At 41.9% G+C, this 13011-nt stretch carries 7 protein-coding genes; 2 read left to right on the forward strand and 5 right to left on the reverse strand.

The genetic code is table 11. The annotated features are described in order from the left end of the window. Window positions 1-21: 21 nt before the first annotated feature. The 5 genes from mutM to cysM all read right to left on the reverse strand — a co-directional run bounded on the left by mutM (window position 22) and on the right by cysM (window position 7548). Complete coding sequence (mutM, locus tag AK825_RS02165; RefSeq protein WP_068034359.1) at window positions 22-942, reverse strand: bifunctional DNA-formamidopyrimidine glycosylase/DNA-(apurinic or apyrimidinic site) lyase; 921 nt, start codon at window positions 940-942, stop codon at window positions 22-24. 155 nt (window positions 943-1097) lie between these two features. Then, window positions 1098-3656 (reverse strand): bifunctional (p)ppGpp synthetase/guanosine-3',5'-bis(diphosphate) 3'-pyrophosphohydrolase, encoded by a 2559-nt coding sequence (locus AK825_RS02170; RefSeq protein ID WP_068034361.1) that lies wholly within the window; start codon window positions 3654-3656, stop codon window positions 1098-1100. 434 nt (window positions 3657-4090) lie between these two features. Then, a complete protein-coding gene (gene rlmD, locus AK825_RS02175; protein WP_068034362.1) occupies window positions 4091-5632 on the reverse strand; it encodes a 23S rRNA (uracil(1939)-C(5))-methyltransferase RlmD in 1542 nt (513 codons plus the stop codon). 117 nt (window positions 5633-5749) lie between these two features. Next, window positions 5750-6574, reverse strand: coding sequence for a 3'-5' exonuclease (locus tag AK825_RS02180; RefSeq protein ID WP_068034364.1), 825 nt, complete (start codon window positions 6572-6574; stop codon window positions 5750-5752). A 20-nt stretch (window positions 6575-6594) separates the two neighbouring features. Further along, entirely contained in the window at window positions 6595-7548 is a 954-nt protein-coding gene (gene cysM, locus AK825_RS02185) for a cysteine synthase CysM (RefSeq protein ID WP_068034366.1), read from the reverse strand. Window positions 7549-8246: 698 nt separating this feature from the next. On the opposite strand from cysM, the gene AK825_RS02190 reads away from it, so the two are divergent. Both AK825_RS02190 and AK825_RS02195 read left to right on the forward strand, forming a co-directional pair. Next, a complete protein-coding gene (locus AK825_RS02190; protein ID WP_068034369.1) occupies window positions 8247-11828 on the forward strand; it encodes an ATP-binding protein in 3582 nt (1193 codons plus the stop codon). A 240-nt stretch (window positions 11829-12068) separates the two neighbouring features. Next, window positions 12069-12881 (forward strand): crotonase/enoyl-CoA hydratase family protein, encoded by an 813-nt coding sequence (locus tag AK825_RS02195; RefSeq protein ID WP_068034371.1) that lies wholly within the window; start codon window positions 12069-12071, stop codon window positions 12879-12881. Window positions 12882-13011 lie beyond the last annotated feature (130 nt).

Below are 13011 nucleotides of genomic sequence, written 5' to 3' on the forward strand. Positions count from 1 at the left end.
ATTATGATAGGACTTTGTTTATTAAACCCGCTGACAACTTGGACAAAATACACTAGCGCGCCCATTAATTTTAATATTATCAAGCGCAGTATCACAATGCGGACATGATTCGCCTTGTTTACCATAGACGTTTAAAGTTTGCTGAAAGTAGCCAGTTTGACCACTTGCTACTGTGAAATCACGTAATGTTGAACCACCAAGCTCAATGGCTCGTTGTAGTATGATCTTAATATGATCAACCAAAATTACTATTTGATTGTAAGATACGTTGTGCGCTGGGGTAGCAGGATGTATGGCTGCCAAATATAGACTTTCTGTCGCATAGATATTTCCGACGCCAACGACAACTTGCTGTTCCATAATTACTGATTTGATAGCACGGGTGATAGGGCGTTTCTTAGTTTTCTTGTCCGTCGTTTCATCACCATTACTACGTTGAATCAGCTGGTATAAATAGTCAGCAGTGAAATCGGCTGATAACGGCTCAGGACCTAGATGATCTAAAAGCTTGGCACTATAATCCTTATACCATAACACAGCTCCAAAACGTCTGGGATCATGGTAATGCAATTGCGACTGTATGCCGTTAGCATTGTCAAAAGTGATTACTAAATGATCATGCTTACGTTTATCAGTACCAACGAGATGTTGTTGCAAACTTCCTGACATTCCTAAGTGTATTATCAGCTTACGTTGACGTAAAGAGTTGCTCTCAGTCATAGTTTGACTGTTTTCTACAAGCTCTGCGTTCGGTATAAAGGTAAGGATTAGATATTTTGCGCGGCGCTCTACGTTTTGCAAAGTGTAATCAATCAGAGCGTCTAAGTCGGCAGGCATAAGCCAACGCAATTTTGGCTGAAACACTTCTACAGCGGTTAGTCTTTGTTCCAATAGAGGCGCAAGACTGGTTTTAGTGGTTTCAACTTCAGGTAATTCAGGCATAGTAATTTTCTATAAAAATTTGGAAAGCATTAATTAAAAGTTAAGTTATTAGCTGCATATAACAATATTATTTAAAATAGAAGTTCAGTCATGCAGGAGATATATTCATGATTAATGCATATATCTCCTGCATGACTACTGTTGATTATTTACCACTAGGCAACAGAACGACGGGCGTGCAGAATTCCCGGTTGCTGCTCAAGTTTGGCAAGTAGTTTGGATAAATGGGCTAAACCTGACACTTCAATATGGAACTTTAAAGAAGCGATATTGTCATCAGTGCTTAGAGTCTCAACCTTACGTATGTTGACACTCTCTTTATCAATAACTTGAGTCAAATCACGTAACAGTCCACGTCTATCATAGGCTTCAATATGAATATCAACGGGTTGATAACGACCGGATTTAGACTTCCAAGCGGCACTTATTTCTCGTTCAGGATCACGTTCGATCAAGCGTATATATTCAGGGCAACCGCGATTATGAACGCTAACGCCACGAGATAAAGTAATGTAACCAGAGATTGGCTCACCGTGCACAGGATGACAGCAACCTGCCAGATTTATCTCAATATTATCAAGACCATCAATACAGATTTTATACGCGTCAAGCTTCCCTGTAGCTTTTGGGTCAACACTAGGTGCATATTCTTCTTTTTCTTTTTCAGGCTCAAGATGCAGCTGACGAGAAATATGTCCGGTCAGTTGATGCAGGCCTATATCTCCTGTGACTAGGCCTACGATAATATCGTCAGTGGTGTTGACGTGAAAGAACTGGGTGTAGTCATTCAAATCAATACTATTAGGATGTACTGACAGGCGCTCAAGCTCCTTACTAAGCATTTGCTTGCCAATTTCAATATTTTTATCACGGTCTTGCTTATTGAACCATTGGCGTAATTTAGAGCGTGCACGATTGGTATGGATATAACCGAGTGCAGCCACTAGCCAATCACGATTGGGCTCGCGTGATGCTTTAGTAATAATCTCAACTTGCTCGCCAGTTTTTAGCTGATAAGTGAGTGGCACATAGCGCTGGTTTACCCGAGCAGCTTGGGCGCGATTGCCTACTTGTGTGTGAACGTAATAGGCAAAATCGAGCACGGTAGCGCCTTTTGGTAGCTCAGTGATGTCGCCGTCTCGGCTAAAAATATAGATTCTTTCAAGCTCATCGAAATCGACGATTGGCTCTTCATCTTCAAATTCGTTTAAACCATGATCATTAAAGTCACCATCTGTTTCTAGACCTGAGCGTGTTTGATTGCGTGTCTCATTATTAACAGATAGTAAATGACGTAGGGAGCTGATTCTTTGAGTTAAATAGCTATCTTTTTTCTTTTTTAGGCCTTCCTTATAATTGACATGTGCGCACATGCCAAGCTCGGCTTCAAAGTGCATGCCTTGTGTACGAATTTGTACTTCGAGTGATTTATTTTCAGCGATGACAGCCGTATGTAAAGAGCGGTAGCCATTCGGTTTTGGGTTAGTAATATAGTCATCGAACTGCTCAGGGATATAACGCCACAAGCCGTGTACCAATCCTAAAACATGATAACAATCTGATGGGTTTTCAACCAATACTCGCAGTGCTCGAATATCATAAAGCTGATCAAAAGATAAGCGCTTTAATTTCATTTTGCGGTAAATGGAGTAGATGTGCTTGACTCGTCCTGAAACATCAGCAGTAATATCAGATTCTGCTAAAGCCTCGTTGAGCTTGTCCTGTACTCGCTGAATATAATCCTCACGTTCGCTACGTTTTTCGGATAATAGCTTGGCAATCTCTTTATAACGCTCAGGAGCAAGGTAGCGAAAAGCTAAGTCTTCAAGCTCCCATTTTAGCTGAGCAATACCTAAACGGTGGGCCAGCGGGGCATAAATGGTCATTACTTCACGAGCTACACGTTGCTGGCGTTCCGGATTGGAAAATGACAACTCACGCATGGCAAAGGTACGTTCAGCAAGCTTAATAAGCACGACGCGCACATCGTTAGTCACTGAAATAAGCATACTGTAGATATTCGATAACTGGTCACGCTGGTTATTAACGAAGTGATCTTCCAAGCGTTTGTTGCTCTCTATAATGGCAGATAGTTTTCCCATCGCCAAAGCATCTTTAACTAAGGTCGCGATATCAGTACCAAAGTTTTGCTCGATTTCTACCAAACTGACTAGTGACTTACGTGCGCTACGATAGAGCATAGCCGCGACTAAAGCATCTTCGTCTTGATATAGATAGGTTAGAATATCAGCCATACCAATACCAGTAACATAAGCACCAGAACGCTCAGATTCGCTAGTGTTCATGCGACTGCGGATAAACTCGCAAGCAGTAGATAGATTAGGTACAGAGTCTTGACCAATACGTTTTGCAACGTTATCAAGCCAAGCAGGTACATCAATATTGGCTTGAGCCAAGTCATCGACATTGGATATTTCTGAGAGCATTTGAACGTTATCTAGAAGAATATGCTCTGAATATTCGTTTTCTAGCTTCGGATCATGGTTATGATAAGAGTATCGGGCAGAGCGATCGAAAGTAGTATGGAGTTTGTGAGTTGCCAGCTGTTGTTTGATATCAAGCGGCACTTGAGCATAGCTATTAGCAGATTGATGAGAGCGCTGGCTGGCAACTAACTGTGCTGCCAATGCCGCACTATCAGCATGCGTTGTTTGTCCATCAATCAGCGGTAAACCTTCTCGAATCTTTACCATAGCCGGCTCCTCTTAGCTATTTTCAAAATTTCTTATTGTCTTACCTGCTATGCACAAACTCTCGTTCTAACCCGTAATAAATTATTATCGGATATAACCAACACCGCGGCAAAAGTCCATTTTTGCTAACGATGATAAAGAATTAATGCCCAGTATCTTAAGACTATAAGTGCAAATGCACACAATATTGTTTAACAATACGTATAAAGATTAAATAATACACATACAGACTGTATGGGTATTATTATGTCATTTTAAAGTTGTAATTCAAGCAAGGCTCTGTAGTGATAATGCATATAAGAGTAACTATATCCTAACAAGCTTTTGTTTGTTAAGAAAACGTCCCAGCTGGAGCAATAAAGAACCTAAAAATGTATTCAATAGTCCAGTCCAGTCCAGCCCAGATAAGCTAAGTTAAGCTAAGTTAAGCTAAGTTAAGCTGCTACTTTTTCGAAGCGTGCGATTGACTCAACGTGCCCAGTATGACAAAACATATCCATCACTCCAGCATGAGTCAGACGATAACCTTGCTCCAATAGTGCTTTTGTATCACGAGCAAGAGTAGCAGGGTTGCAAGAGACATAAACAATCCGCTCAGCGTTAAACTTAGGTAAATACTGCATAATTTCCCAAGCGCCAGAGCGGGGTGGATCGATAAGTAATGCATCAAAGCCTTGATTAGCCCATGGTTTATCTGAGCAATCATGAGTCAAATCTTGAGTATAAAATTCAGTATTATGAATGTCATTGCGACGCGCATTCTCTGCTGCACGTGCAGTCATTGCATCACTACCTTCAACGCCTACGACTGAACCGGTTTCTCCGACAAGACGTGCTAATGGCAAACTGAAATTGCCCAAACCGCTGAACAGATCTAGTACGCGTTCACCCGCTTTTAGATCTAATAATTCGCAAGCAAGCTTAGTCATCTGTCGATTAACGGACAGATTTACTTGGGTAAAGTCCGTAGGGATAAACTCAAAAGTAAGATCATATTCTGGCAATTGATAATATAGACGCCCAAACTGCTCGGTCATATCATCAGCGTCAGTTAAAGCAATACGTTTAATACTATCAGCGCCTTTAGACTGTAGATATAACTGCCAGTTGCGTGCAGCAAAAAAGACTTTTAGCTTCTCTATATCTGCGTCAGATAAGGGTGCCAAGTTACGCACAATGAGTGCAACTGGCTGATTGCCATCGGGTAGCTCTGGCATTTGCTCACCCATTGCCAGCTCAAGCTGAGCAATTTTGTCACGGCTCTCAAGCGTACTAATAAGTGTTTTTAAATTCTCAATCTCAAAGCCAATGCGCGGATCTAAGATATGACACTCATTTAACTCTGCCAAAAAGTTACTTGAGCGCTCACGAAAGCCGACCAAAGCGGTTTCTTTTTTGGCGACATAGCGTACGCCCAATCGAGCTTTGGTGCGATAGCCAAGGCGATCACCCACTACCGGCGCAAGCCAAGTATCAGGCTCAACATTCGCTTGATGCACGAGCATCTCCGCAAGTACCGATTGTTTAAAGTTGATCTGACTATCTGGCTGCCAGTGTTGCAAGTTACAACCACCGCATACACCGAAGTGTGGGCAAGGCGGTACAGCGCGTTCAGGGTTTGGATTGGCAGTGATACTAATTGCGTCGCCTTCTTCAAAACTGGTACGGCTATTAGTTAGTTTCACTAAAGCACTTTCACCCGGTAAAGCAAAGCTGACAAAGACCTTTTTGCCATGCTTATCTTCTACATGACCATCGGCCTCACCAAAGCCATTGCCATATACCGCAACCCCGCGACCATCATGCGATAAGCCATCAATAGTAAAAGGTAGTGGCTCTGCCTCTTTTAGACGACGACGCGTCTTTGACGATGGTTTAGATTTTTTCTTATTAGGCGGGATAGTGATCGTTTGGGTATCGTTGACTTGTGACGTAGTATCAGGTGCTGTAGACGTTTGTGAATCGGTGGGTTGCATAAACCTGCCTTAATAATAAATGATAAATAACTAAAAGAATGATGGCGCGTGCTACTATTTATGGCGCTATTTCTATGACTCTGGTTTTTACAATTGGGGTGATTATGGCTTTAGTTTTTATGACTGGGGCGCAGATGACCAATCAGCAATAAACTCATGATGGCGAGCTTTGCCATCTGCTTGAGTGAATTTTGCCAAATAATCACGACTCTGCTGTTGCCAATAAGTATAAGACGGTGACGACAGCTTACCTGTCAGACGCAGCCAGCGTAAATATATCAGCCATGTATTCATGACATCAGATTCGCAATATATCGATAGCGTTTGCCAATCACCCTGGTTAACGAGTTCGCCAACCATGCTGCCATCCACATCAGTCTTACCGGGTAGGCCATATAGGCTTGCAACGACATCCATTGCTTCACGTCGACTCGCACCGTATTGGCTAAATCTGTCCATCAGATCCAAATGCTTTGTTTGAAAACGGTTGACGTAATTATCAAAACGCATACTTTTTATACGTTCGCCTTCCTCAAATAACCATGGGGCAGACAAATCGTATTGCATAGCACGGTAAATAAGAACCGGAATATCAAAGCCAGAGCCATTCCAACTAATCAGCTGTGGCAAGGTTTCAATATCATTAAATGCTCGAAAAAACTTGGCAAGAATATCTTTTTCGCTAAATTTATCTGCAGTTAAAGAAAACAAAGAAAACTGTCCATCTTTAATATATAACGCCGATATGCAGACAATACGTTGTAATGGTAAACGCATAAAGTCATGCCCAGCCTCTTGTATTCTGATCGCAGTCAATGCACTTAAAGCATCGGCATTGTTTAAATCAGCCAACTGCGGATAGATACGGCGTGCGGCGTCAGTATCTGCTACTGTCTCAATATCGAAAACCAGTATGGGATTAGCAGGTAGGGCATGTGACATAAATAATCCTAGTTACTTACTTATGCTTGCGTGCTGCTGTCATCAACATTATACAAGCCAGTTGATAGATAACGATCGCCACGATCACAGACAATAAAGGCAATAACGGCATCTGGGTTTTCTTTGGCAACTTGCGTAGCTGCCCATGCTGCTGCTCCTGATGAAACACCTGCAAAGATACCTTCAGTCTTCGACAGTTTACGCATATAGACTTCAGCGATACGCTGATCAATATCCATAACTTCATCGACTAAATCTGCTTCAAAGATACCGGGCATGTAGGCAGCAGGCCAGCGGCGGATACCAGCGATAGAAGCTTCTTCATCAGGTTGCAAACCGATAACTTTAATCGCAGGATTTTGCTCTTTAAGATATTTTGACACGCCTGTGATAGTACCTGTAGTCCCCATTGAGCTAATAAAGTGGGTGATTTTACCATCAGTTTGTGCCCATAGCTCAGGACCCGTAGTCAGATAATGCGCTTGCTTATTATCAGGATTATTAAATTGATCTAATACGATACCCTGACCTTCAGATTGCATTTGTAGCGCTAAATCACGTGCTGCTTCTATTCCTTCGTCTACTTCAATCAAAGTAGCACCATAAGCCATCATCGCATCTTTGCGCTCTTGGGTAGAGTTGGTCGGCATCAGTAGTGTCATTGGATAACCGCGCATAGCGGCGACCATGGCTAAAGCAATGCCAGTATTGCCACTAGTTGCTTCAATCAAAGTGTCACCAGGCTTGATATCACCACGCTGCTCCGCTTGATAAATCATATTAAAAGCAGGACGATCCTTTACAGAACCTGCAGGATTATTACCTTCAAGTTTGGCCAATAACACCGCGCCATTTATAATGTTTTCTTCTATAGGCAAACGATGTAATTTCACTAATGGCGTCTGACCAACGCAATCGGCAAGCTCAGTGACTTGAGTAATAAAGTTGGCGTTTGACATGGCCGTAGAGGACATAAGGTATCCTTGTTTATTTTCAAATAATAGTTTGTTTTTTTAAATATAGTTTTGGTTTTTGACTAAGTGTTTCCACAGCTACTAGCCGTGTTAGCTAATGATTGATATAAACGCTCATTAAAGCATTTCAATCATAAGAAAATGGCGACAATTAAAAATTTGCATCATTATATCATTTTGTTTTTAGCTACGCTGATAGCATCAAGATATTTTGGTAAACAAATAGTGCTAAAAACAAGGCTGTGCAAGTAAATTGCCTCCCAGTAATAACTATTAACCATAAATGATGAAGCGTTTTTTAGCTATTGGAATATAAGGTAAGCACTAAAATCCATAGCAAGTTGGCAACAACAATCTTCTAAGTTGTGATTTACAGTCGCTCATCAGCAATGATTTGCAATGACAACCTTTATATCTATAAATACTGTTAAAATACCTAAAATATTTAGAAAGTTAACTATTAGGGCATGTCCTCAATTCAATCGATTATCATCTAAATGGACTAAAAATGGCTAAATTTTGCCAAACAGCGTCAAATAGCTGGTTAATATCTCGATATTATCTGCGCTATCTTCCTTGTTTGACTGCAATTTATCTCATTTTTATCACCATTTTTAAAATGAGGACATGCCCTAGGCAAAACAGCTTATATTTGCTATTTATACATAGCATAAACGTCTGTAGGGATTAAATCTAACATGGCATACAAAAAACGCTTTGATACCAGTAGCGCCTATGGTCAGTTGATCATATTGGTGTTTTTGCCGATTTGTGTGTTGGCAGCGGTCGGTGGCATTCTAGTTTTTCATGAAACTATGCGTGCCAGTGAATCAGAGCAGGAGGCTTTAGCTGAAGCCGTGTTGATTCGTTATAAACCTATGGTAACTGAGCTGATCCCTGCATTATTGGAGCAAGAACGTCAGCAGTCAAAAGCTAATGAGGAAAATTCTCAAAATATGGTTAGTGATATGGCAGCTGCTAGCCAAGCGGCACTTGAAAACAATATCCGACCTGAGAATCTACCCTTATCTCAAGTACATTCAGACCATTATATTAGTGCTCGTGGTGGTAGATTGAGTAGTGCAATTCTATCAGAAGAAGCGCTGGGAGGAATGCCTACCTCTCATTCATCTACTGCTCGAGTAATTGATGAAAGTCTCAGTGCGACAACTGATGCTCCTAAAGGCGCCATGGCAACATTGGTATCGATTCGCGATAGACTGAGTCGTATGCAGTCGGAACAGCATGTACAACGCATTGCAATTATCAATGAGAATGATCAGGTGCTCGCGACGGTAGGTTATGGGGTTAGTGAAAGCTGGCCTTTAATTGATACGTCGCAAAATTTTTTATCACAGCAAGCCACGCCTATTGGTACGGCTTATGGCAGCGTATTGGGTGATTTTGAAGGGCAAAGATTGTGGCTGTTCGTCGATATGGATAATGAACCGCTTTACATTGCGCGCTACCGTATCGCTATGGCGCTGGTTATTACCGGTCTCTTTACTATCTTAATCTTGCTGTTGAGTCTTAATATTTATGCCAAACGCTGGATTGCGCCTATTTATGAGCTGCGTTTGCAGCTACAGCGTACTCATGTAGATAATTTATATAAGCCTATTCCAGTAGAGTCCGATGGTGAGTTGAACTTGCTGCAACAAGACTTGGTAAAAACTTTACGGCGCTTGCACTCAAGTTTTCAAGAATTAAAAGATCATGCTGAACAGACCGAGGATGACTTACGTCTGGCTTTTGATGAGATGGAAATGCAAAACATCTCTATCCGCAATGCGCGTGATGATGCGATTTCAACCAGCCAAGCCAAATCTGCATTTTTAGCCAATATTAGTCATGAGCTGCGGACACCGCTGAATAGCATCGATGGTTTTATCAATCTGCTGGCACGCCACGGTGAGCTAAATCCTGAGCAAGACTTATACGTGCATACGATTCGTAAATCATCTGCGCATCTACTGGCGCTCGTGAATGATGTGTTGGACTTCTCTAAGATTGAAGCAGGTAAGTTGGTGCTTGATCGTCATGAGTTTGACCTTTACGACACCATATATGACGTGGTCGATATGCTCTCTCCAGTATCGGCGGAGAAAGGCCTACGTATGGCCGTGTTGTTCTACAATGATGTGCCAATGCGCATTGTGGGTGATGCCCTACGCCTCAAGCAAGTTTTGACCAATCTAGTCGGTAATGCCATTAAGTTTACAGATAGCGGTGATGTAGTGGTGCGAGTAAGCTTGGACGATCATCGCGATAATTATCTGATGATTAGTGTCCAAGATAGTGGTAAGGGAATTTCTCTAGCAGATCAAAAGATGTTATTTCAAAGCTTTAGCCAAGGCGATCCATCCATTACACGTCAGTATGGCGGCACAGGGCTAGGCCTTGTAATCTCTAAGCAATTAACGCGCCTTATGGGCGGTGATATTGGTTTTTATGATAACGCCCAAGAGAACATAGCCAATCAAGGGGCGACCTTTTGGTTCCGCATGCCAACTCATATTGATGTGTTAGAAGCGGCGACAGGGCAAACCATTGCGTTACCGGTACTAGCGCCACTTGCCAGCGAAAATGATGAATTTAACGTCTTGGTTTGGATTAATCACAACGCTTCCAGACAAGTACTCAAAGCCAGCTTGCAGACCTTACCGATTAAGCTTACTCAGGCCAACTCTTTACCAGGTGTACTTGAGTCGCTTAAAGAGCAGGGCAATTATTGGGACTGGGTAATCGTTGATAATGATACTCAAGATGACATGATGGCACTGCTTAAACAAATTCGTTTGCATTATCAAGGTAAGCTCGCTGTCTTTGGCTATCAGGTTGCCGCCGATCAGGCACTATTAAACCGTTATCACGCCAATATCCTATATGAGCCGTTGGATAAAAGGCAGCTGTATGCCATGCTTGATACCCAAAAGAAAAGCGAACCAATCGAAGCGCAAGCACCGCGCTGGCATGGCGTGACTGTGCTTGCTGTAGACGATCATCTGCCCAATCTCTTGGTGTTAGATGCACTTCTCAGCGAGCTTGGCATTCACGTCATTACTGCCAATAGTGGCTTTGATGCTATTGAATTGATTAGTAAACAGCAAACTAAAAATATAAAAAATGCTAAACCTACTCAGCAAAGCTTATCCAACAAAACGCAGATTTCAAAAGCCCAAGCTCGTGCTCAAATCAATACAGCTTCTACTAATACTGCATCGACTACAGATATGCACACAGAAGAAAAATCAGCTAACTCAAAAAATAAGGCGCAAGATAAGGCACAGGATAAAGACAGTATCGATCTTATCTTTATGGATATCCAAATGCCGCGCATGTCAGGACGCGAGGCAGCGCAGCAAATTCGCAAAATCGAAGTCGGTGATAGTCATATTCCTATTATTGCATTAACCGCTCATGGATTATCTGATGAGCGTGACAAGCTGCTCGCGTGCGGTATCGATGATTATGTTGGCAAACCAATCAGCCAACCGCAATTGTTACAAGTGCTACAAAAATGGTTAGGGCGCACGTCAACCACACAAAGTCTGAGCACAGTTACGCCTGCTGATGATATTAATAGCATAGCTCCTGAGGTCATAGATAGTGCTAGTGTCAGCATGCCAAAAAGCACGCCAGTAGATAAACCAGTACCGCGCCCATTATCATTAAAGAAAATTCGTGACGATTATATGCGGGATATTCAACCTCGTGATGATTATATGCGAGAACCGCAACGTGTTACTCAGCCGCGTTATCAAGGCTTACAATACCAAGACCAACTGCAAGAATCTTCCAGCGAACAAGATGGGCAATCACAAGAGCAGTCGTCAAAAGACAACGGTTGGAAGAGTAGTGCTATTGATGGACTAAAGGTATTGGACTGGGAAGACGCCTTGACCCGTTCGGCGAATAAGCCAGATCTTGCTGCTAAGCTAATCATTATGATGATTGATACGATTGCAGATGAAAAAGACGCCTTGGCTCAAGCATGGCAGGCACGAGACCGAAACATGCTCGCGCAAGTTGCGCATCGAATTTTAGGTGCAAGTCGTTACACTGGTGTTCCGCAATTACGGCAAGCTAGCCAAGACTTAGAAGATAAGTGCTTATTAAATGTACAACACACTACGCCAGCACAGTTTGCAATGCTCAAGCCTTATCATGAAGCCCTATTGCTCGCGTTGACCAATTTACAGATGCTTGATCTATCTCCATACCCGCAATTGACCTATCACCGTCTAAGCGAAAATGATATGACATGGAAGATGATTTAATGAGAATAAAAAATAAGTTGAATAAATATTGGCTAAAATAATAGGCTAGATAAGTAGTAAATAGCTATTTGATAAGTTATTTATAATGTCATGGAAACGTGTTTTTAAACATAAAGATATTGATAGCGCTACAGTCAATTATTCGTAAGGTATAGCAGATATAAGCCTGTTAAGATTGATAGCATATTGCAGCTAAAATGAACATTATCTTATCTCCCTCATTTATTATTAAGGATCATTATGCATGCTATCACCGCCTATCAATATAAAACCCTGCAAGTCAGCGTGACTGAAAATATTGCAACCGTTACGATAAATCGGCCAGAAAAAAAGAATGCCATGAGCTTTAAAGTAGTTGATGAACTGATTGCTGCTGCTGGGCACATTAGCAAGGATAAAACGTTGCGTGCTGTCATTCTTAATGGTGCTGAAGGGACGTTTTGCGCTGGTATTGATCTGGGTGATTTAAATCATCCTAAAAATCAGGCTTATGCATTTTGGGAATTAATCAAACCATGCCAGAGTTTATTTCAGCAAGTTTGTTTGGTCTGGCGTGATGTACCAATTCCCGTGATTGCCGTATTAGAAGGATATTGTATTGGAGCAGGTTTGCAATTAGCGTTAGCTTGTGATGTACGTATCAGTCATCCTGATTGCAAGCTTTCTATTATGGAAGCTAAATGGGGTTTGGTGCCAGATATGGGACTAACGCAATCAGCGCTAGGAGTAGTGCGTGCAGACGTCCTAAAAGAGCTGGCGATGAGTGCACGTACCATTGATGCAGAAGAAGGGAAGCAATTGGGATTGGTTAGTCATTGTAGCGAGTCGCCATTACAACAGGCGCAGACACTTGCTGCTGAGTTCGCCGAGCGTTCTCCTGATGCAGTACTTGCTAGCAAGCGAGTCATCAATGCGATGTATCAGCAATCGAATATTACTTTGTATAAAGAAAAAATGTGGCAATTGAAGCTAATGATGGGACGCAACCGTAAGCTTGCATTAAAGAAAGCCAAGCAAGCCAGCACTGCTTTCGCTAAACGCCAATTCCGTTAAGCTGGAACATATCTTAAGGCATTATTTTAGTTGATTTTTAATTGTCAGGGTTTGTTCTATTAACGTTATACATCCATTGAAATATAAGCGAGCAGTACGATATAACACTGTCAGCTTATGTACCTAGGTT

This window comes from Psychrobacter sp. P11G5 (genome assembly GCF_001593305.1).
GTDB lineage: Bacteria > Pseudomonadota > Gammaproteobacteria > Pseudomonadales > Moraxellaceae > Psychrobacter.

What these genes read in the sequence shown, in the direction of transcription:
- AK825_RS02180 (WP_068034364.1), bottom strand. Translation starts at nt 6,574, where the DNA reads ATGTCACATGCCCTACCTGCTAATCCCATACTGGTTTTCGATATTGAG.
- mutM (WP_068034359.1), bottom strand. Translation starts at nt 942, where the DNA reads ATGCCTGAATTACCTGAAGTTGAAACCACTAAAACCAGTCTTGCGCCT.
- cysM (WP_068034366.1), bottom strand. Translation starts at nt 7,548, where the DNA reads ATGTCCTCTACGGCCATGTCAAACGCCAACTTTATTACTCAAGTCACT.
- rlmD (WP_068034362.1), bottom strand. Translation starts at nt 5,632, where the DNA reads ATGCAACCCACCGATTCACAAACGTCTACAGCACCTGATACTACGTCA.
- AK825_RS02170 (WP_068034361.1), bottom strand. Translation starts at nt 3,656, where the DNA reads ATGGTAAAGATTCGAGAAGGTTTACCGCTGATTGATGGACAAACAACG.
- AK825_RS02190 (WP_068034369.1), top strand. Translation starts at nt 8,247, where the DNA reads ATGGCATACAAAAAACGCTTTGATACCAGTAGCGCCTATGGTCAGTTG.
- AK825_RS02195 (WP_068034371.1), top strand. Translation starts at nt 12,069, where the DNA reads ATGCATGCTATCACCGCCTATCAATATAAAACCCTGCAAGTCAGCGTG.